This window comes from Bdellovibrionales bacterium, from assembly GCA_018266295.1.
Taxonomy (GTDB): domain Bacteria; phylum Bdellovibrionota; class Bdellovibrionia; order Bdellovibrionales; family Bdellovibrionaceae; genus JACMRP01.
Genome location: JAFEAQ010000006.1, coordinates 11,041 through 32,807, shown reverse-complemented (window position 1 = coordinate 32,807; position 21,767 = coordinate 11,041). Strand labels below are relative to the sequence as shown.

The window sequence follows — 21,767 nt, the reverse complement described above, 5'->3', positions numbered from 1 at the left end:
TCTACTTCTCTTCGACGTAATCAAGGTCGGCGTGGAAGGTTTCTTTCAGGAAATAGAGTGAGCCAAGGGATGCGACGAAGCAAATCATGGCTACACTCAGGGCTGCGTGGGGCGCGCTCAGGAAGGATTTGAAGTGGTGGAATCCCAGTGTGATGAAGACGGCGGCTCCGCGTACGAAATTTGGCACTGTTGTGCTGACCGTGCCTCGCACGTTCGTGCCAAATTGTTCTGCGGAGGTCGTGATGAGCACCGCCCAGTAGCCCGCGCAAATTCCTAAGCCAAAGCAGAGTACATACAAAGCTTCCGGTGTGAAGTACGCTCCACCCAGGATGTAGACGAGAGTCAGCGCCAGCGCCGTCGAGATAAAGACGGTGAGGGACTTCTTACGGCTCTTCAGAACTTGACTCAACAACCCCGAGAGCAAATCGCCCAGAGTCAGACCGATGGTGCCGTACAAGAGAGTATTCCCTGCAATCACTTCGCCCTGCACGCCGAGAGACTTTGCGATCTCTGGCGAAAACGTAAAGAGGATTCCCGTCATGAAGTAAATCGGCACGCCCACCAGAATGCAGGCGATGTATTTAAAGAACTTGTCGGAAGCAACCAATGTTTTGAAAATGCTTTCGGCCTTTGCACGGCTCTTGTGAAACATTTCGGATTCACGCATCTGAAAGCGCGTTGCAAGCAAGCCCAAGCCCATCACGCCACCCAAGATGTAGGCGTAATTCCATGGCATCTTTTGGCCAATGAGAGCTGCGGTCACAGACCCCAGTAAACCGAGGGTTGCCACCATCGTCGTGCCCCAGCCGCGGTCTTTTTGCGGCAGAGTTTCTACGACCAACGTAATCGCAGCGCCCAGTTCGCCGGCAAGGCCCAAGCCCGTGATAAAGCGACAAAACGCATACGCATCCAGTGTCGTCACAAACGCATTGGCGATATTGCCCAGTGAATAGAGAAGAATCGATCCAAAGAGCACACTCAAGCGGCCCTTTTTGTCTGAAAGGAAACCCCACAGCAGACCGCCGATCATCATGCCGACCATTTGCATATTATAGAGGTAAATGCCGTGATTCAGGATTTCTTCAGAGGTCGTAATGCCGATGGCTTTCAAACTCTCAACGCGGACAACGCCGAAGAGAGTGATATCAAACATATCAACGAAGTAGCCGAGAGCGGCCACCCATACTGTTAAATTGGTCAGGACATTTTTATTGATTTTCATGGGAGCAGCATTGCTGACTCCCGCGGATTTTTCAAATAGAAAGAGTTTACTGTTTCGCTAAAAGGCGGCGCGCTTTTTTCAACGCTTTAGTGCAATCATTCTTGCTGGAGTAAGTCGTGATGATGAACTGGCTGTTGTCCTGTTGTGGGCAAACGTAGCCCATCTTGTATTGAGCGCATTTAGAGCTCATCAGCTGTGTATTCAGCGGACGACAGGTCTCTTTGCGCGCGATGGTGACCATTTCGTTTTTTGCCGGAATCGTCGATGTAAAAACCCAAGGTGCATCGGCTGCCAACGTGTGTATAGAGTAAAGACTCATGAGCAGTGTGAGTGTGAGGATTTTCTTGTTCATAGAGGTTAGTTATACGGGGTCGAGCGGAGAAAACCCACTGTCAGTATTCTAACAGGGAAATACTTCAGAAACCGCACCCAGAGCCAATAGGGTGGAGTAGGGACCAATAAAAAAGGCCCTTTTTAGGGCCTCACTTTATGAACTCTTTGTGGAATTCGTTCTAGAAGCGGAATTGCATCGTGATCATCGGAGAAAGATCAGACTCCGTGTTCTTCGTATAGAGTTCTGTGTCCGTGTAGTCTTCAGAGGAGTTGAGTCTGTTAACTTTAGATTGCTTAGGGTAGGTCATGCTTCTGTAAACAAGGCTTGGGCCGATTTCAAAATGTGCGCCGAGTGCAAAGGTGTAACCGAAGGAGAATTGCATACCTGTACCGCTAGTATTTTTGATCGTGCCATCACCAACAGTTGCACCTGAGGAATCAATGTTCTTTGTGTCTACTTGTTTTGTGCCGGATAAGAAGTAAGTGAAAAGAACGCGCCAGCCGTTGCTTAGATAACCGACGGTCGGCCCGTACTCCGTTTTCGTTGTTTTAATATCAGAGCCATCGTCGCCGCCGCTGATGGCAGAGCGCTTTGAAGAATAGCTATAGTTATTATAAGTGAGTCCCACGAGGAACTCGCCACCCAATGTATAACCTAATGTTGTTCTGAAGTCGAAACCAGAGCCACTCTCTGTCGCGACACCCGGGGCTGTGGTGAATGACGTGGTGTCATTGCTGGTTTTGATCACTGGGACGAAGGTCTCTTCGAGGAAGAAGTTTCCTGCGCCGCTAGCGCCGCCGCCTTTAGCTGCGTTGGCATGAGTTGCGGCAAGAAGGATGAAAGATACTAACAAAATCGGGAGCGTTGTGAAACGTTTCATAAATATCCTCTCACATTGATACGTTCTATTTTAGAGATCGAGAAATCGAATACAAGGCCAGGAAATCGCATCAGTTTAGGAATGTAATGCTCAATCTTATATTTCAAATAACCGATCCTTTCTTCGTGTTAAAATTTTGGGTGTTAGCGAACTCACTCATGTTGGACGTATGACTACAAAGGAACGTATATGTTGGCTATTGGCAACAAGGCACTTACAGCTCTTGGTCTAGTTGGTTTCCTTTTATTTGCGGCTGGTTGTAAAGAAGACCAGGCCTGCGTAAAAACCATCGAGGAAACAGTCGCGCTTCAGCCTGTGAAGGGCTCCAGCCATCTATTAATGTCCGTCGATAAACTCGATTTCCTTGCCGACTCAACGGTCGTTTGGGATGACATTGAGCTTGAGCTCACTCTAGCTGGTAATCACACCGTCAGCGAAAACATCTGGCTGTCTTTCAATGGTTTTAAATTTAACCGCAAAGACGGTGGCCGTTCTTTGGAAGGCATGACCTACACGAAAAAGAAGAACACTTCTGCAGGTACATTCAAGCTTCATAAGATGTACTTAAACGGTGCTGAGCCTTTCCATATGTTCTTGGCCCGTATTAAAAAGAATAAAGGTGTGTTGCAAGTTTATGTCTTCGGCAAAAAATTGGATATTGCTTCTGCAAAGATCACATTTAAAGGGAAGTCTTATTCTAAATGCCCGCAGCCATCACCAACTCCTGGAGTGAGTCCAACGCCTTCTCCAACTCCGGTGCCAGTGGCTCCAGAGACTTCTATTGATTCCATGGATCCGTCAAAATCTCCGACGAACTCCACCAGTATTTCGTTTAACTTCTCAAGCAGCACCGAAGGAAATACGTTCTGGTGTTCTTTGGATGGTGCAACGGCTGTGAAATGTACTTCGCCTGTGAGTTATTCAAACTTGGCTTCAGGCAGCCATAGCTTTAAAGTGTATGCGCAAAGCCCGCAAGGTTTGGCGGACGCAACGCCTGCGAGCTATAGCTGGAAAATTGATACGTCCGTTCCTTCAGCAAGCATTACAAATAGCTCGTCATTGCCGACACTGACAAGCTCACGTGCTATGAGTTTCGAGTTTACTTCTTCAAAAGCCAACTCGACATTTAAGTGCAGCTTGGATGGCGTCGCGGCAACGTCTTGTACTTCACCACAGGTTTACGGTGCTTTGAGTGAAGGTGTGCACGTCTTTACAGTCAACGCGACGGACTCTTTGGGGAACGTCGGCAAAGTGCCTGCGAGCTTCCGCTGGACGGTGGATGCCACGGCTCCGGTGACAACTTTCATCGATATCGTGCCTGCGGACTCTATCAGCAGCAATACTTCGAAGTCCTTTACGTTTACAGCCGATGAGTCGGCGAACTTCGAGTGCTCATTGGATCATGGCACATTCACAGCTTGTACTTCGCCAGCGGCTTTAAGTGGCCTAGCTGACGGCAGCCACTGGTTTGAGGTGCGTGCAACGGACGCTGCCGGTAACCAAGGTTTGGCTGTGAGCTATTCATGGGATGTGGATACGGTAGCGCCTGTGATCTCTACGGGTGTCATCAGTCCATCCCCAGGTTTAACAAACGCGAAAAATATCAATGTTGAGTTTATGACAAGTGAAGCCGCAACCGTTTCTTGCAGTCTTGATGGCGCGCCAGCAACGGAGTGTGTTTCCCCTTACACGATCCGCGATCTTTCTGAGGGTGATCATAACTTGGTGATGACAGCAGTGGATGCGGCTGGCAATGCGAGCCAACCGGCGCCATTGCAATGGACTATGGACTTCACAGCGCCTGTGATTAGCTTTGGCGATATTCTGCCTTCGGCTTCACGTTATGTGAATAGCGGTGATATCCAACTCAACGTGAATGTGCCACAAGGTGCAACGATGTATGCATCGGTGAACGGTGCTGCCGCTTCTGCGGCTCAGAGCCCGATTGCATTGCGCGGTTTGAGCGAAGGTGCTTACTCTGTGGCGGTGTATGCGGTGGATTCTGTGGGTAATGCTTCTGAACCGATCACGCATGAGTTTGTTGTTGATACGACATCTCCAGTGGCCTCGTTGACGGCTCAAGTGTTGGAGAATCCGACAAATGCTGATCACAACATCTTTGATCTTTCTGCTAACGAAGACAGCTCGTTTGAGTGTGCCTTGGATAATGCCGGTTTCGAAACCTGCGTTTCTCCGAAAGAGATCTCGGGTCTTGCGGATGGTTCCCATACCTTCCAAGTTCGGGCCATCGACCTTGCGGGTAACGTCGGTCAGGTTGCTCAGTACACTTGGGCTGTCGATACGAAGCCACCTGTGACCTCTGTCTCGGGTGCAACGAATGACGACTCGGCGACATTCACTCTGAGTGCCGATGAGCCGGGCGTGAGCTTCTTGTGTGCGCTCGATGGGGCGGCTTTGGCTCCGTGTGCGGCGGTGACTAGCTTCTCGGGTCTGAGCCTGGGCTCTCATAGTTTCCTTGCAAAAGCGGTGGATGCGGCAGGTAATATGGATGCCGTGGGTGCGACTTATCAGTTTGTGACGATCAAACCGATTAAGACAACGATCACGAGTGCCACTCCAGGGGAGTCACCGACGAATCAGCCGACGATGGTTCTGACTTTTGTGGCGGATCAGGCGAACGCGACCTTTAAGTGTTCATTGGACGGAGCTGTGTTCACAGTATGTAGCTCGCCAATGACTTACACGAATGTTTCTGACGGTGCTCATAAGTTTGTTGTGAAAGCGGTTGATGCTTACGGCAATATGGATGCGGTGGGGGCTTCGTACTCTTGGACGATCGATCTTTCGCCTCCGGTGGTTTCGAATCTGACTCTGACTGCGACGACAAATTCGATCACCGTGACTTGGACGACGAATGAGCCAGCCACTCGTCAGGTTTGGTATGGCGTTGGTTCATCGCTCAATCAGGCGACGGCGGAGTCGGGTGACTTCTCAACTTCGCATTCCGTGAAGCTGACGGGCCTCTCTTCGAATACGACCTACTCCATTCAAGTGAGTGGCCGTGATGGCGTCGGCAATGTCTATAGAACGGCGACGAAAACAATTAAGACAAGCCGCTAGTTTGCGAGTGTACATAGAGATTAAGAGTGAGAAGGAGCCCTGAGTGGCTCCTTTTTCTTTGCGTTGCGTTGATTTACTGTGAGTGAAAATTAAGCAGCGCGTGCAGAGAATGTAATGGAACCTATTAGATTTAATTATTTAGCATGTTCGCTGCGGGCTACATTCGAATTGAGGTTCCAACTTGGAACCAGAATGCTCTGACAGACAATTTCACTTTTTGTTGTGAAGATTTCGTTGAGGAATCCTCAAAAAGTTTTCTTGCATCTGGTTCCAATTTGGAATCTGATCCTTACCCATATAAGGATTTCAAAAGAAATCCATGGAAATTGGGGGGATCATGAAATTACAAGTACGTGCATTTGGTTTAGCGGCGTTCGTTTCTCTCGTTCTTTCGAGCGGAGCATTCGCAGGCAATCGTTACCTCGTCGTGATGAAGTCGGCGCAGTCTTACAACACAGCTAACGTAGCTCTTTCACACAAAGTAGATGGATTCGTAGGATTCGGATTCGGTTCTAACTTTGCAAAATACAGCAACGTTAAAGCGAACGTGGTTAACAGCCTCGACCGTATCAACACTTTGGTAGTTGATGCTGATGACGCTGAAATCGCAAAACTTCAAAACAACTCTGATGTTGCGATGATTGAAAAAGAAGTTTTCCATCCAGCTCCAAAACCAATGAAAGGTTTCGTTTCTTTCTCTAAGAAAGGTAAACAATCTTTCAACACGTCTTTTGATTCTAAAATGGGTATGCCTTGGGGTATCGCTGCAGTAAAAGCTCACGAAGCTTGGGCTGCTTCTGGTAATAAAGGTGCCGGCGCACGCGTACTAGTACTCGATACTGGTATCGATGCTGAACATCCTTCTTTGAAAGCGAACTTCGAAAAAGGCCAAGACTTCACTGGTGAATCAGATGGTTCTGATTTCTCTGATAAAGTGGGTCACGGAACTCACTGCTCTGGCACTATCGCTGGCGTAGCTGATGCTTCTGGTTTTTCTGGTGTTGCTCCTGAAGCAAAATTGTTGATGGGTCGTGTATGCTCTGAAGCAGGTTGCAGCAACATCTCTATCGCTCAAGGTATCAACTGGGGTATCCAAGAAAACGTAGATGTGATCTCTATGTCTTTGGGTGGTATGTGGTCAACTCCTGCAGAACGTTCTGCGGTTGCAGCGGCTGATGCAGCAGGTGTGACGATCGTTGCAGCTTCTGGTAACAGCGGCACTCCACAAGTAAGCTATCCAGCGGCTTTGCCAACAGTTATTGCCGTTGGCGCGATCAACGTAAAATTGGAAAAAGCAGACTTCTCTCAATGGGGTCCTGAGTTGGCAATCGTTGCTCCGGGCGTAGATGTTATCTCTTCTGTCCCACAAGGCACAGGCCGTGAGTCTGAAGTATTTGTAACTATGAACGGTCAACGTACAAAAGTTATCAGCACGACTTTCCAAGGCGCTAAAGAGTTGTCTCAAGCTGCTGACATCGAGTTGATGGATGCAGGTCTTGGTAAGCCAGAAGATTTCGCTGGTAAAGACTTCACTGGTAAATACGCTTTGATCTCTCGTGGTGAAATCGCTTTCGCTGACAAAGCTAAGAATGCATTGGCTGCTCACGCTGCCGGCGCGATCATCTACAACAACGCTCCTGGTTTGATCCACGGTGCTTTGACTCAAGATGGCTCTACTTTGGACATCGCGGTTGCATTGGTTGAACAAGCAACTGGTGAAGCTTTGAAAGCTGAGTTGACGGCGGGTCACCAAGCAACAGCTTCTATCACTACTTTGAGAACTGACTACGCAAGCTTCGATGGTACGTCTATGGCGACTCCACACGTAGCGGGTGTTGCGGCTCTTGTAAAAGCAGCTAACAAAGCTTTGAAGCCGTCTGAAGTAAAAGACATCTTCAAAACAACGGCTGTTCAATTGGCTGGTGCTAACAACCAGAACCAATTGGGTTCAGGTTTGGTTAACGCTGAAGCAGCTGTTAACAAAGCTCTTGGTAAGTAATTAAGAATTTTCTCTAGGGGGAAATGGGGAAGGGGTCGACCGGTGGTCGGCCCTTTTTCTTTTTTCTCTGCTTGAAACGGGGATTTGAAGGCGGAGCGGAGCTTCTGCGAAGAACTTCGGGGGCACGCCCTCCAGGCTCCGCGGCGTCCGCCCTTTGGGCGGATTCGCGCATCCATGCGCCGCCGAGGCCCCCCTCAGTCCTTCGCAGAAGCTCCGCTCCGCCTTCAAATTTGTTCCAATCACAAAAAAAGAAAAAGGGCCAATCGCCAATCCCTCGCCTCGAGTAATGACTCTCTTCGTATTCCGAAGAAATTCTGTTTAATATTTAAGCAAACTCGATGTAATTCCCGGTCGTTTTGTGTTTTTTTACTCTTATGGCTTTTCAAGTTTCGTCGTGGGCCGCAGAATGAAGAAATATGACTTCTCATCTTCCTCAGATTATTCAAGACCTTGCGCTTATTCTGGTCGTCGCGGCCGTTGTGAGTCTCATCTTCAAAAAACTCAAACAACCAGTGGTACTGGGATATCTCGTTGCCGGGATGTTGGTGGGGCCTCATCAGTCTTGGTTTCCATCTGTCGGTGACGTGAGCGGGATTAATGTTTGGGCCGAGATTGGCGTTATCTTCTTGTTGTTTGCTATCGGGCTTGAATTCAGTTTTAGAAAACTCATGAGCGTTGGCGCTTCGGCGGGGATCACTGCGGCCTTTCAAGTCTCGGTGATGGTACTCCTCGGCTTTTTGGCCGGAGAAGCCCTTGGCTGGGATTGGATGAACAGTCTTTTCCTCGGTGCTGTGATTTCGATTTCTTCGACGACGATCCTGGTGAAAACATTTGATGAGCTCGGCCTGAAAGGGCGCAGATTTGTGAGCCTTGTTGTCGGCATTCTGATTTTCGAAGATCTCGCAGCCGTTATCCTGATGGTGCTTTTGTCTACGTTGGCGATTAGCCGTGAGTTTCAAGGCGTGCAATTGCTTGAGCAAGTGTCGCGTTTGATTTTCTTCCTCTGCCTGTGGTTCATGGTCGGCGTGTTTGTTTTGCCGAATCTGGTAAAACGCATTCGTCTTTTGCTAAATCCTGAAGCGGTTTTGATTATTTCCCTGGGCCTGTGCTTTTTGATGGTGGTGCTGGCAAACAAGGCCGGCTTTTCTCCGGCGCTGGGTGCTTTCGTAATGGGTTCACTGCTGGCGGAAACTAGCGAGGGCGAGCGCATTGAGCATGTTGTAACTTCGGTTAAAGATCTTTTCTCTGCGATTTTCTTTGTCTCGGTCGGGATGCTGATCGATCCACGTGTTCTAGTGGATCAGTGGGCGATTGTGCTTTTACTGACAGTTGTTTTGATTCTCGGTAAAGTCTTTAGCGTGACCTTCGGGGCATTGATCTCAGGTCAAAACTTAAAGACGGCTTTGCAATCAGGCTTAAGCCTCGCGCAGATCGGCGAGTTCTCGTACATCATTGCCGGTCTGGGTGTGACTCTGAAAGTGACCAATGAGGTTCTCTATCCGCTGGCGGTGGCGTTATCGGTGGTTTCGACGTTTACGACTCCTTACATGGTTCGCGGTGCGGATGGAATTTACTCGTGGGTTGAAAGGCTTTTGCCGATGCATGTGCGTAAAGCTTTAGATACCTACAGCCTGCTGCCTTCAAACGGCGGGACCCTGAAAACTCGCCGGGAGTATTTGAAGAATTTCAGCATCAAGATGCTTTTAAATACCGTCATTATTATTGCGATCTTCCTGGCGATGTCCCAAGGGGTTCTGCCGTGGATGCGTGATCGCGCTGGCAATACTTTGACGACGGTGTTGATTTGCATCGGTGTGACTCTGCTTTTGTCGGCTCCGTTTTTCTGGGCCCTCGTTTTCAGCCGCGTGGAAGGATATTCGTTCTCGGTGATTTGGAAGAACCGTGCGGCGCGCTCGTCGATCCTGTTTCTTTCGCTCTTCCGGATTGTGTGGGGCTTGATTTTGTTGTCAGCGTTGATCACGCAGTTCATTCCGGAAGTGTTTGCGATGGTGGTGATTCTGCTGGCGCTCTCGGTGTTTGTTTTGTTGATGTACAATCGTCTTGAAAGACTCTACGGCGCGATCGAAGGTCGCTTCCTCAGTAATCTTCACCGCAAAGGCCAAGAAGAGAAAGAGGCTCAAAAGCAAAAAGTGAAAACCTACGAGATGCCACCACTGGCACCTTGGGATGCCCACTTGGTGGAGTTTATTGTTCCGCAAGAGGCGAACTACGTGGGGCTGCACCTTGAAGAACTTTCCATCCGCGAGAAGTACGGAGTGACAATTGCCTTGATCCGCCGCGGGAATCGTCGTATCACCGCGCCAGGCAGGAACGAGATGCTGATGCCGCACGATCATATTTTCGTGATCGGAACGGATGAACAGCTCTTAAAATTTAAAAAGTTCTTGGATTCAGAACGAGCTTCCGAAGATGTCACAGCGGTCAGCCGCGATTACACTTTGGAACAATACGTGGTTTCAGATCGCTCCGAGTTCATTGGTAAAACCATCCGTAACTCCGGCCTGCGGGAAGCCACCAAGGGCATCGTGGTCGGAGTTGAGCGCGCAGGCAAACGCATTCTCAATCCAGATTCGGCGCTGACTCTGCAACCCGGAGATCTGCTATGGATCGTAGGGGATCGTAAGCTGATCCGAGGACTTATTTAGGATTTGCTTGCTGGGGAGTTAAAAGTGTCAGAAGAACGTCTGATTGATTTAGAAATGAAGATCACTCATCAAGAGAACCAGATTGAGCAACTCAATAAGGCTCTCTTTGAGCAGCAAAAGCAATTGGATCAGTTGGATTCTTTGCTCAAAGCTCTCGGTAAGCGCTTACAAAACACGGGGGCCGGCGAGATTGGTCCTGCCGGTGAAAAGCCGCCACACTACTAATAGGCTCTAAATTCCCCAGCGAATAAGAAACTTCGCGATTTTTACTTTCCATGGCATATACGGCGGATAAACCACCGCTGTGACCTTACCCAGCCAAGACTGCTTTAAGACGGCCTTGGTGTGCGAGAACGTCTTAAAGCCAAACTCGCCATGATAATTGCCAAGCCCACTGTCGCCGATACCGCCAAAAGGCAGGTGATGATTGGCGAAATGCAAAAGCACGTCGTTAATGCAGACACCACCGGCCGTCGTGGATTTTAAAACGAGATCAATATTTTCAGACGACTTCGAAAACATATAAAATGCCAAAGGCTTCGGCCGATCATTCACAAACTGAATCACTTCGTTCAACGTGGTAAATTTTAAAACCGGCAAAAGCGGGCCAAAGATCTCTTCGTTCATGATTTGAATCGAAGGCAGCGATGTTTCAACGACGGTCGGCGACAGCATATTTTTTTGATAATCAAACTGACCGCCGGTGACGAGTTTACCGCCTTTTTCGAGAGCTTCGTTAAACATTTGACTCAGTCTTTGCAAGTGATGACTTGAAATCACACGCGCAAGATCCTTTTCTGGCGAGCGATACAGAATCTCGATATGTTTTTTTAGCTTTTCAATAAACATGGGATAGATTTCAGATTGAATCATCAAGTAATCGGGCGCAACACAGGTCTGGCCGGCGTTTACGAACTTTCCCCACGCGATTTTTTGTGCGGCGGCTTCGAGATCCGCGGTGTTATCGACAATCGTCGGCGATTTGCCACCCAATTCAAGAGTGACGTCACTAAGATGTTTGCTGGCGGCGTTCATGACGACTTTTCCAACCTGGGTGCTGCCGGTGAAGAAGATATGATCAAAAGGCAAAGCAAGGAGTTCGGTTGAAACCTCTTTCCCGCCAAGAACCGTGAGGACTTGATTGGCCGGGAAAAGTTCATTGAGCATTTTCTCCATAAACTCGCTGGTTTTCGGAGTCATCTCAGAAGGTTTAAGAATCACGCAGTTTCCGGCAGCCAAGGCCGCGACGAGGGGAATGATGGCGAGGTTAAAAGGATAATTCCAAGGAGCGATGACCAGCACGACGCCTTTTGGTTCCGAGTAAAGATAGTTTTTCGTGCCGGCTAGTAGCATCGTTGCCGGTACTTTTTGAGGCTTTGTCCACTTATTGAGTTTTTTTAGCGCGTAACGGATCTCTTGCAGGGCCGGATAGATCTCGGTCATTAGAACTTCTAATTCCGGTTTACCGAAATCAGCATACATGGCCTCGCAAATTTCACGTTGATGAGACTCAATGTAGAGTCCCAGTTTGCGGAGGCTCTCTTTACGTTCATTGAGGGGGGCGGTTCGCCAATACAGAGAGTGCTTCTTTTGTGCCTGGAAAAGCTGTTCGATCTTCATAGGGGAAGGCTATCAAAGAATAAACCGCGTTCCAATCATTCTTATTGGATTAGGGACGTTTAAGAGCGGCCCGAGGGATGCCGATAAGTCATTATGATGAGTTTCAAAGGATTGGCAAAGTGTCTCATAATGATACTGGTTTTAGCGGGGGTGACAGCCTGCTCGGACTCCGTTCCGCAGGTTGAAACTCTAATATCGCCTTCGACACCGGCAGCGGCTAAAAACTCTAAGAACTTTATCCAACTCAGTTCTGTGGCTGCAAAAGAAACATTGAGCGGCGGCGGTGGTTATAAAGGCGTTCTTCGCGTGGGACAGCCGACAGCCCAGCTCAAGGCCACCAGTAGTGGCGGCTATAAATTAAACGGCACCGTGACATTGCAGCGTTAGTTCGGTATTTATTCTCTATGGCGAAATTCTCACATATTCTTGTGACCCACCAATATGAAGCAGAAGATGTTTTGAAGTTGCTGGCGAAGGGGCGTCCTTTTGACGAACTCGCGCGGCGTTTTTCGAAGTGTCCTTCTGCAGAAAGTGGCGGCGACCTCGGCGATCTCAAGCCCGGCCGCGCGGATGAGGATTTCGAAGACGCCGCGTTTGCCTTAAAGCCGGGGCAGCATAGCGCAAAGCCTGTCAGAACCAAGTTTGGATATCACATTATTCTTCGCCATGACTAAAAACTGTGGCTAAAAACCATAGAGAAGGGCAACTGCCGTTGTCATGTCGCCGTCGGAATTTTGACCGTCTTTATTTTTAAAGTACGTGCTTGCAACGTTCGATTTGTCGTTGCGGACTTCAAAGCGGGCTTCTAAGCCGTCTGCCAAAATAAAGTTGTTGCTGAGTGTGACAGAAGTGATTTTCTGCACAATTCCCTGCCCCAGAGCAAATCCGTCGGTGTCGTCGAAGACTTCATAGCGGGGACTTAAAGTGTACCAGGGTGTGAAGCTCATCTTAGCGTAGATTGTATAAGCACTCCATTTCGCGTCTGTTGTTGCTGTCACATGAGTTTGTTGTCCGCTAATCATGTCAAAAGCTAGACTCAAAAGACTGTTAAATGCATAGCTGCCATTGAGTTCATGCACGATTTTTACGGAGCCAGAGTCGGTACCTTCAGCGCCGCCAATGTAGTTATAAATCAAGCTGGCGCCCTCGACAGGAGTCCAATTGATACTGGCTCCGAGAGTCGCGGATTTGTTTTGTTCATTGGCAATACGACCATCCCAAGCGTTTAAAACATAAACTGTTCCTGTGAGTTTTCCGGGGATAAAGGCATATCCGATGCTCACGCCTTCATGCCAGAAAGGAATGCCATAGTTATAAGTATAACTGCGGGAGTAATTCCAATTGTCTTTCGCATGGGTCACCTCAAAGCCAAGATAAGAATAGAACTTACCGGCAGTGAGTGTGAATCCGTTCACCGCGGAAGGGGTGTAAGTCAAGATTGCCTGGGTGATGTTTTTGGATGGATCTGCGTTTGCGGTACTAACTGCTGCTGTCGGATCTACGCCAACCAGAGTATCAACCATTTCGCCAAAAGCGAGGTCACCACGGAATTGCACTTGGCCTTTTGTCTTTTTAAAAGACAACTCCGCGAGATTGACTTGAGCCACATTATTTCGGGCATCAAAGATTCTTCCGGGGGTGCGAAGCTGTTGGTTCGCATCGGTCTGGTAGTACATATCAAAGTAGCCAGAGAATTCGAGGGGTTTCTCGAGAGCCTCTGTTTGCGCTTGAGCTTTAAAGGTGAATAGAACAGCCAGGGTAAAAATTAATAATTTCATTTTTCCTCCTCAGGATGAGATGTGCTCGCAGTCTGAGTCGGGTGCTCGGCATTCACAAATCAAAAAAACGCTAAAATTTCACACGAAAAAAAGGTCTCGTCTTGAGATGCTAAGGAGACGGGCATTTTTATAAAGATCTTTATACTTTCTTTATACTGGTCGGCTTTCTATTTACGCCATCCTTACTTGGGTCTGTCTATTATCAAGCGTATATATGAGCGCACAAGAAAGAGGGCTTTATGGGCTTTGAGTTTGTTATTGGTGGAATCGTTTCCGTGGGATTATTCGTGTATCTTGTGTATGCACTTTTTAATGCGGAAAAGCTCTAAAGGGTGAGTTATGAAATTACAAGATGGAATGCAGTTTGGTTTTTTTCTAGCGGTGCTGACGATTCTCACGCCACTCTTAGGTGGCTGGATGGCGAAAGTCTTTTCGGGTCAACATCATTTTCTTTCAAAACCGTTGGGCTGGCTGGAGCGTCTGGTTTATCGTTGCTCGTTCGTTGATGAACGAGAAGAGATGGACTGGAAACAATATGCTTTAGCAGTGATGCTCTTTAGTATCTCCGGCATTGTTTCTGTGATGATTCTTTTGATGGCACAAGCTTCGTTGCCATTGAATCCTCAAAACCTACCGAACCTCTCTTGGCATTTAGCTTTCAACACCGCCGTCAGTTTTATTACTAATACGAACTGGCAATCTTATGGCGGTGAAAGCACAATGAGCTATTTCTCTCAGATGGCGGCGCTGGCCGTTCATAATTTTGTGAGTGCCGCAACGGGGATCGCCATTTTTTTGGCTTTCGCCCGTGCCATTAGCCGTATGCAAGCTAAAACGATCGGTAACTTTTGGGTCGATTTAACCCGTTCGACTGTTTATGTGCTTCTGCCAATGTCTTTTGTCTATGCTTTGTTTTTGATTAGCCAAGGGGCTATTCAAACTTTCTCAGCCTATTTAGATGTTTTAGGTTTGGATGGAGTGAAGCAGACGCTGGCTCTGGGACCTGTTGCATCTCAAGAAGCTATTAAAATGATCGGAACGAATGGGGGTGGATTCTTCAATGCGAATTCAGCTCATCCATTTGAAAATCCGACTCCGCTGACGAACTTCATTCAAATGCTATCAATATTTATGATCCCTGCAGCTTTAACTTTCGTTTACGGAAAAATGGTCGGTGCTAGAAGACATGGCTGGGCGATCTTTGCAGCGATGATGACGATGTTTGTCGTTTTAACGACAATCTCTTACCAGTCTGAGTATGTGAATAATCCCGTTTTCAATCAAAGTGCCATGATGGAGGGTAAAGAAACTCGCTTCGGTGTGGGTAGCAGTATTTTATTCTCATCTGTGACGACGGCGGCGTCTTGTGGTGCCGTCAATGCCATGCACTCAAGTCTGTCTCCGATTTCGGGCGGTATCGCCATGCTGAACATGATGCTTGGTGAGGTCGTCTTTGGCGGTGTTGGTGCCGGAATGTATGGCATGTTGATATTTATCATTTTGACCGTATTCCTTGCGGGGCTGATGGTTGGACGTACGCCAGAGTATCTTGGTAAAAAAATTGAAGCCTGGGATATGAAGATGGTGACGCTCGCGATTCTTTTGCCGAGTGCTGTGATCTTATTCTTTTCGGGAATTTCAATGGTATTGCCGGTTGGGCTTTCGAGCCTGGCGAATAAAGGACCCCACGGCTTTAGTGAGATTGTCTATGCCTTTACCTCGGCTGGTGCCAATAACGGAAGCGCATTTGCAGGGCTTAATGCGAATACGGTTTATTACAATGTCATGCTGGCTATCGCGATGTTTGTCGGCCGCTTCGGTATTATTTTACCTTTCCTAGCAGTCTGTGGAAATTTGGCCGCGAAGAAGTATGCTCCGCCTTCCAGCGGCACATTCCCAACGGATAATTTCTTGTTTGTATTCCTGCTGATCGCCGTCATCTTTATCGTCGGTGCTTTGACATTCTTCCCGGCGCTGACTCTCGGTCCGATTGTTGAACAACTTCTTATGCTGAAAGGGACAACCTTTTAGAGGTTTCTTATGACAACAAAATCTACTCAGGTTCAGAAAAGTGAAATTTATAAAAACGCGCTGAAAGAGTCTTTTATTAAGCTCAATCCAAAAGCTCTTTGGTCTAATCCGGTGATCTTTATTACCGAAATTGGCGCGTTTCTTACAACGATTTTTATTATTAAAAATATTTTAACAGGTGCTGGAGTCTCCGGGTTTGAAATCCAGATTTCAGTGTGGTTATGGTTTACGGTCTTGTTTGCGAATTTCGCCGAGGCCGTGGCTGAAGGCCGGGGTAAAGCACAAGCAGAGACTTTGAAAAAAACGAGAACTTCAACCGTTGCAAGACGCCTGCTTGCGGGCAGAGAAGAAAAAATCTCTGCGGCTGAGTTGCGTAAAGGGGATCTCGTTGTCTGCTCTGCTGGTGATATTATTCCTGGCGATGGCGAAGTCGTCGAGGGAATAGCGACCGTCGATGAATCAGCTATCACCGGAGAATCCGCACCTGTTATTCGTGAAAGCGGCGGGGACCGCAGTGCCGTGACCGGTGGGACTAAAGTGATCAGCGATGAAATCAAAGTGAAAATCACTTCAGAGCAAGGACATAGCTTCCTCGATCGCATGATTGCATTGGTCGAAGGGGCTCAGCGCCAGAAAACCCCAAATGAAATTGCACTCAATATTCTCTTGGCCGGTCTGACACTGATTTTCCTCATGGCCGTTGTCAGTCTTAAGTTCTTTGCTGACTACAGTGGAACGGCGGCGAATCAGGATCTTTCAACGATCGTGACGGTGCCTGTGCTGATCTCGCTCTTGGTGTGTTTGATTCCGACCACGATTGGTGGCTTGCTCAGTGCCATCGGTATCAGCGGTATGGATCGTTTGATTCGTAAAAACGTGATTGCAACCAGTGGCCGCGCTGTTGAAGCCGCAGGAGACATCGATGTGCTCTTGCTGGATAAAACAGGCACGATCACACTGGGAAACCGCATGGCTCATCAGTTTATGGCGGCTCCCGGTGTTAGCACCGAGCATTTAGCGAAAATGGCTCAGCTGGCTTCTTTGAGCGATGAAACTCCCGAAGGGCGATCCATCGTTGTGCTTGCTAAAGAGCAGTTTAAAATCCGTGCTGAATCTTATGCGCCTCATGAAGTGGAGTTTGTGCCATTTTCCGCGCAAACCCGCATGAGTGGCGTGGATATTAAGAAAGATGGAAAGACCATTACCATCCGTAAAGGCGCGGGGGATTCAATTCAGAGACATATCGAAAAACTAGGTGGAGTTTTTGGCCGGGATGTCACGCAAATTGTGCAGACAGTGGCTAAAAGTGGCGGAACTCCGCTCGTCGTTTCCGAGAACGAAAAAATTCTTGGTGTTATTTATCTTAAAGACATCGTCAAGGGTGGTATTAAGGAACGTTTTGCTGAACTTCGTAAGATGGGAATCAAGACGGTGATGATCACCGGCGACAATCCATTAACCGCGGCGGCCATTGCGGCCGAGGCCGGCGTGGATGATTTTATGGCGCAAGCCACTCCCGAAGATAAACTAAAACGCATCCGCCAAGAGCAAGCCAACGGCCATCTTGTGGCCATGACCGGTGACGGAACGAATGATGCTCCGGCGTTGGCTCAAGCCGACGTGGGGGTCGCGATGAACACTGGAACTCAGGCGGCACGTGAGGCCGGCAATATGGTGGATCTCGACAGCAATCCAACGAAGCTGATTGAGATTGTCGAAATCGGTAAGCAGCTATTGATGACCCGTGGAGCGTTGACGACCTTTAGTGTGGCAAACGATGTCGCAAAGTATTTCGCAATTCTGCCGGCACTCTTTGGGACTTTGTATCTGACGTCGGGGGCAGCTCGAGGACCTTTGCAGGCTTTGAACATTATGGGTTTGCATTCACCAAGCAGTGCGATTCTGAGCGCTGTTATATTTAATGCGCTTGTGATTATTGCGCTAGTGCCATTGGCCTTGAAAGGCGTCAGCTACCGGGCTCTATCGGCAACGGCGCTTTTAGGCCGCAATGTTTTGCTCTATGGCGTCGGTGGTCTGGTCGCTCCGTTTATTGGTATTAAAATGATTGATGTGATTATTGTGGCCTTAGGTTTTGTCGCCTAAGCAAAGAGGACTTTTATGAAAACTCTATTCCAAAGCTGTATGTTTCTTTTAGTAATGACGGTTTTAACAGGGGCGATCTATCCATTGTTGGTGACGGGCGCAGGACAGACGCTCTTTCATGATAAAGCAACAGGACAAATCATCAGCCGTGACGGGCAGCCCATTGCCTCTGCCATCATCGCCCAGAAAATAACTTCACCAAAATACTTTTGGCCTCGTCCGTCGGGTGCAGACTATAATGCAACAAGTTCCACCGGCACGAACCTAGGGCCGATTAGTGCGGATTTGAAAAAGCAATATGAGGAGCGTCGTAAAGCCCTGATGGAAGCCCATCCTGATGAAGGGGAGCCTCCTCAGGATTTGCTTTTTGCTTCCGGCAGTGGATTGGATCCTGAGATCAGCCCTGCCGCTGCTATCTATCAGTTGAATCGCGTGGCAAAGGCGCGTAACTTTAACGAAGAGCAAACGGCCAAGCTCAAAGCTTTGGTGACAGAGCAAACCCATGGCCCGACTTTGGGATTCATGGGCGACTCTCGCGTCAATGTAATGGAGCTGAACGTTCTGCTGGATAGGATGAATTAGTGCCTGATTCACAACGACCCAATCCTGATGAGTTGCTTGATATCGTTAAATCAGAAAATGTCAAAGCAACGGCGCAATTGCGGATCTTCTTCGGAATGTCCGCCGGCGTAGGTAAAACCTACGCAATGCTCGAGGCTGCTCATGAAGCCAAGGAAGATGGCGTTGATGTTGTGATTGGTGTCGTCGAGACTCACGGTCGTCGTGAAACGGCCGAGCTTTTAGAAGGGCTCGAACTCATTCCTAGAAAGAAAATCAACTATCGCGGAACCGAGCTTCAGGAAATGGATTTAGACGCTATTCTTAAGCGCCGTCCAAAACTGGTCATCGTCGATGAGCTCGCGCATACAAATGCTCCCGGAACTTTGCATCCAAAGCGCTATCAAGATGTCTTGCAGCTCCTCGAAGAGGGAATTGATGTCTATACAGCTGTCAATGTTCAGCATATTGAAAGCCGTAAGGACTCTGTTGAAAAGATCACCGGCATTTCTATTCGTGAAACTGTGCCTGACTCGATCATCGAAAGAGCCAATCATATTGAGCTTATTGATATCACTCCGGCGGGACTCTTAAAGCGTCTCCGTGAAGGTAAGGTTTATCTTGAAGAGCGGGCGGAGCGGGCTGCGCAGAATTTCTTTAAAGAAGCGCCCCTGTCCGCTTTGCGCGAAATTGCTTTACGTCTTACGGCGGAAAAAGTCGATTACGATCTTCAGGATTATAGCAAACTGCATGGCTCCGAAGGACCTTGGAATACCAATGAACGCCTCATGGTCGCGGTCAGCCACTCGCCCTATTCAGAGCGTCTTATTCGAGCCACACGCCGTTATGCTTTTAACTTGGAAGCTCCGTGGATGGCGATTCACGTCGATACGGGGGAAGCTCTCAATAATGCCGATCAAGCGCAGCTTAGCAAGAATCTCAGCCTTGCTCGCGAGCTTGGTGCTGAAGTGGTGACAGTACCAGATATTGATGTCACTGAAGCCCTCCAGAGAGTCGCTAAACAGCGTAATGTCACGCAACTGATTATTGGCCGCCCCACCCAGCGCTTTTTGCGTGATCACTTTGAAGGGGGAACGGTCCTGGATCGGCTCGTTCGGCAAACCGGCGAGTTCGATGTTCATGTTATTCGTCAAGAGACTCCTCCTGAAACAGAGCGCCGGTGGATGCCTGAGTTTTCAAATCTTTCTGCCTGGATTCAGTATTGGTATGTCTTCTGGATGATGGTGGGTGTAACGATATTCGCCAATTTTACGAGCGGGTTCTTAGGATTCCGGAGTATCGGATTTATATACCTCTTGGCGATTCTCGGGTTGAGTTTGATTTTTTCATTAGGGCCGGTGCTGTTTGCTGCGGCCTTAAGCAGTCTGTTATGGAACTTCTTCTTTATTCCGCCAAAGTACACCTTTGCGATTTCTTCGGTGGAAGACATTCTTCTTTGCGTCTCTTATTTTTTCGTCGCAGTCACAACCGGCTATCTGACATATAGAATCCGCAAGCACGAAAGAATTTTTCAAGAGCGTGAAGAAAGAACGCAGTTCCTCTATCAAATTACAAAAGATATTGCTGCCGGTGGCGGTAAGGAAGTTTACCTTTCCAAAGTGGCGGAGCAATTGTCAGGGATCCTTAAAGGGAATTGTGGATTTATTCTGAAAGGCACAACCGAGAAATTGGATTTCAATGTTATCTCTTCTGAATACATGCAGCTTTCCGAAAAAGAGCAAGCCGTGGCTCTCTGGGCATTTGAAAATGAGAAAGCGGCGGGGTGGTCGACGGACAATCTGCCCTCTTCGCGAAACTTCTATTTGCCAATGAAAACCTTCGAAGGCTCGGTCGGTTTGATCGTCTTTAAGCCAAAAAGAATCAAGCGCCTCGGTATCGATCATGAGAATTTACTCTTTACTGTTGGTAATCAGGTTGCGATTGCGCTTGAACGCGAAGCCCTTGAGGAGAAGTCAAAGACCAATGATCGTTTGCGTGAGTCCGAAAAATTGCATCAGGCACTCATGAATTCGGTTTCTCACGAACTGAGGACTCCATTAACGACCATTATCGGTTCGGCCTCCACGCTGTCGGATGCGAAGGTTCAAGAAAATCCAGAAATGCGTAAAGAGCTTTCCGAGGAACTTGTGCGCGCAAGTCATCGCTTGAACCGAGTGATTGAAAATCTTTTGGACATGACTCGTCTGAACTCAGGGATGTTGAGTCTTAAAAAAGATTGGTATGATGTGCGCGAGCTTTTAAAACTGACAGTGAAGCGGCTGAATGGCGATCTTGGTGATCATCATATCGATTATAATTTTGGTGACGTGCCACTCATAAAAATTGATTACCGCCTCTTAGAGCAAGTTTTTGCAAATCTGATTTTGAATGCTGTTGCTTACACTCCCGAGAGGAGCCCTATTCATCTCACGGTTTATCGGGATATGGACTTGGTCGTTATTAGAGTGCGCGATGAAGGGCCCGGCCTGCCTTTAGATGCTCTTCAGAAGGTTTTTGAGAAATTCTATCGCGTCCCAGGCACTAAGGCCGGAGGAACCGGATTAGGACTCTTTATCGCGAAGAGTCTCGTGGAGGCTCACGGTGGAACGATTGAGGCTCAAAACAGCAGCGCGGGCGGAGCTGAGTTTGTTATTTGCTTGCCGATAGAGCCAATGCCGCAAGTTCTCGGGGAAAATTCATGAACCATCCCGATCGCCGGATCTTAATTGTTGATGATGAAAATCCTATTCGTAAGTATTTGCATTTAGCATTGCAGGAAAAAGGCTATCAAGTACTGGAAGCGGAGAATGCTCAAGAAGGGCTAAGAATTCTTTCTGAGCAAAAAACGGATTTGGTTATTTTAGATCTAGGTTTGCCGGATCACTCAGGAAAAGAAGTCCTTCGTAAGATTCGTTCATGGTCGAAAGTGCCAGTTCTTATTTTGACAGCGCAAAGCTCCGATGATGAAAAGGTTGAGCTACTAGATGCTGGGGCTGATGACTATTTGACGAAACCATTTCATCTGCCAGAACTCCTTGCACGTCTTCGCGTGATGGAAAGACATATACTTCATAAACATGAAACTCCGGTTTTTGCCAGTGGGCCTTTGAAAATCGATTTTGAGGCTCATTCCGTATCGGTTCATGGAAAGCCCGTAAAGCTCACTGGGACAGAGTATAATCTTTTAAAGTTGTTGGCTTTAAACGCCGGCAGACTCGTCACTCAGCGCCAAATTCTTCTGGAGGTCTGGGGGCCTAATGCTGTTGAGCAATCCCACTATCTGCGTGTTTATATCACTCAGATCCGTAAGAAAATTGAGGCCGACCCTTCTAATCCTGAGCTCATAGTGACGGAGCCGGGGGTGGGATATCGACTGACTCAGATTGAGTCCCAGTCTTAACGATTTCTTTATATTTAGTCTTTTACATTTAGCGAAATTTTAACTCCTCTTTGGCTATACTAGAGCCATGCAATACCCAAAGATAGAACAACATC

General features: G+C 48.1%; 17 protein-coding genes. 12 read left to right on the top strand and 5 right to left on the bottom strand.

The window, feature by feature from the left end:
• Window position 1: 1 nt before the first annotated feature.
• The 3 genes from JSU04_04365 to JSU04_04355 form a co-directional block, all read right to left on the bottom strand.
• Window positions 2-1,222, bottom strand: coding sequence for an MFS transporter (locus JSU04_04365; protein ID MBS1969512.1), 1,221 nt, complete (start codon window positions 1,220-1,222; stop codon window positions 2-4).
• A gap of 46 nt (window positions 1,223-1,268) precedes the next feature.
• Window positions 1,269-1,574 (bottom strand): hypothetical protein, encoded by a 306-nt coding sequence (locus tag JSU04_04360; GenBank protein ID MBS1969511.1) that lies wholly within the window; start codon window positions 1,572-1,574, stop codon window positions 1,269-1,271.
• 160 nt (window positions 1,575-1,734) lie between these two features.
• The gene (locus tag JSU04_04355) at window positions 1,735-2,436 is read right to left on the bottom strand and encodes a hypothetical protein (protein ID MBS1969510.1); all 702 of its coding nucleotides are present in this window, start codon (window positions 2,434-2,436) and stop codon (window positions 1,735-1,737) included.
• A gap of 189 nt (window positions 2,437-2,625) precedes the next feature.
• On the opposite strand from JSU04_04355, the gene JSU04_04350 reads away from it, so the two are divergent.
• The 4 genes from JSU04_04350 to JSU04_04335 all read left to right on the top strand — a co-directional run bounded on the left by JSU04_04350 (window position 2,626) and on the right by JSU04_04335 (window position 10,407).
• Complete coding sequence (locus tag JSU04_04350; GenBank protein ID MBS1969509.1) at window positions 2,626-5,517, top strand: fibronectin type III domain-containing protein; 2,892 nt, start codon at window positions 2,626-2,628, stop codon at window positions 5,515-5,517.
• Between the two features lie 319 nt (window positions 5,518-5,836).
• Window positions 5,837-7,516, top strand: coding sequence for a S8 family serine peptidase (locus JSU04_04345; GenBank protein MBS1969508.1), 1,680 nt, complete (start codon window positions 5,837-5,839; stop codon window positions 7,514-7,516).
• A gap of 416 nt (window positions 7,517-7,932) precedes the next feature.
• Window positions 7,933-10,182, top strand: coding sequence for a cation:proton antiporter (locus tag JSU04_04340; GenBank protein MBS1969507.1), 2,250 nt, complete (start codon window positions 7,933-7,935; stop codon window positions 10,180-10,182).
• Window positions 10,183-10,206: 24 nt separating this feature from the next.
• Window positions 10,207-10,407 (top strand): SlyX family protein, encoded by a 201-nt coding sequence (locus JSU04_04335; protein ID MBS1969506.1) that lies wholly within the window; start codon window positions 10,207-10,209, stop codon window positions 10,405-10,407.
• 6 nt (window positions 10,408-10,413) lie between these two features.
• Here JSU04_04335 and JSU04_04330 read toward each other — a convergent pair whose 3' ends face one another.
• A complete protein-coding gene (locus JSU04_04330; GenBank protein ID MBS1969505.1) occupies window positions 10,414-11,802 on the bottom strand; it encodes an aldehyde dehydrogenase family protein in 1,389 nt (462 codons plus the stop codon).
• Between the two features lie 129 nt (window positions 11,803-11,931).
• Here JSU04_04330 and JSU04_04325 point away from each other — a divergent pair, with 129 nt between their 5' ends.
• Window positions 11,932-12,189, top strand: coding sequence for a hypothetical protein (locus tag JSU04_04325; protein ID MBS1969504.1), 258 nt, complete (start codon window positions 11,932-11,934; stop codon window positions 12,187-12,189).
• Between the two features lie 17 nt (window positions 12,190-12,206).
• The gene (locus tag JSU04_04320; GenBank protein MBS1969503.1) at window positions 12,207-12,476 is read left to right on the top strand and encodes a peptidyl-prolyl cis-trans isomerase; all 270 of its coding nucleotides are present in this window, start codon (window positions 12,207-12,209) and stop codon (window positions 12,474-12,476) included.
• Between the two features lie 9 nt (window positions 12,477-12,485).
• Here the strand turns inward: JSU04_04320 and JSU04_04315 are convergent, their stop codons facing one another.
• Window positions 12,486-13,580, bottom strand: coding sequence for a porin (locus JSU04_04315; protein MBS1969502.1), 1,095 nt, complete (start codon window positions 13,578-13,580; stop codon window positions 12,486-12,488).
• A gap of 239 nt (window positions 13,581-13,819) precedes the next feature.
• Here JSU04_04315 and kdpF point away from each other — a divergent pair, with 239 nt between their 5' ends.
• The 6 genes from kdpF to JSU04_04285 are packed head-to-tail and all read left to right on the top strand — an operon-like array spanning window position 13,820 to window position 21,672.
• Window positions 13,820-13,909: a K(+)-transporting ATPase subunit F gene (kdpF, locus tag JSU04_04310; GenBank protein ID MBS1969501.1), complete on the top strand. Its 90-nt coding sequence runs from the start codon at window positions 13,820-13,822 to the stop codon at window positions 13,907-13,909.
• 10 nt (window positions 13,910-13,919) lie between these two features.
• Window positions 13,920-15,611 carry a potassium-transporting ATPase subunit KdpA gene (gene kdpA / locus JSU04_04305; GenBank protein ID MBS1969500.1) on the top strand — a complete coding sequence of 564 codons (1,692 nt, stop codon included), beginning with the start codon at window positions 13,920-13,922 and terminating at the stop codon, window positions 15,609-15,611.
• Between the two features lie 9 nt (window positions 15,612-15,620).
• A complete protein-coding gene (kdpB, locus tag JSU04_04300; protein ID MBS1969499.1) occupies window positions 15,621-17,714 on the top strand; it encodes a potassium-transporting ATPase subunit KdpB in 2,094 nt (697 codons plus the stop codon).
• Between the two features lie 15 nt (window positions 17,715-17,729).
• Complete coding sequence (kdpC, locus tag JSU04_04295; protein ID MBS1969498.1) at window positions 17,730-18,296, top strand: potassium-transporting ATPase subunit KdpC; 567 nt, start codon at window positions 17,730-17,732, stop codon at window positions 18,294-18,296.
• On the top strand, window positions 18,296-20,974 hold the full coding sequence (locus JSU04_04290) for a sensor histidine kinase KdpD (GenBank protein ID MBS1969497.1): 2,679 nt from the start codon (window positions 18,296-18,298) through the stop codon (window positions 20,972-20,974). Before kdpC ends, JSU04_04290 begins: the two co-directional genes overlap by 1 nt.
• Window positions 20,971-21,672: a response regulator gene (locus JSU04_04285; protein ID MBS1969496.1), complete on the top strand. Its 702-nt coding sequence runs from the start codon at window positions 20,971-20,973 to the stop codon at window positions 21,670-21,672. Before JSU04_04290 ends, JSU04_04285 begins: the two co-directional genes overlap by 4 nt.
• Window positions 21,673-21,767: the final 95 nt, after the last annotated feature.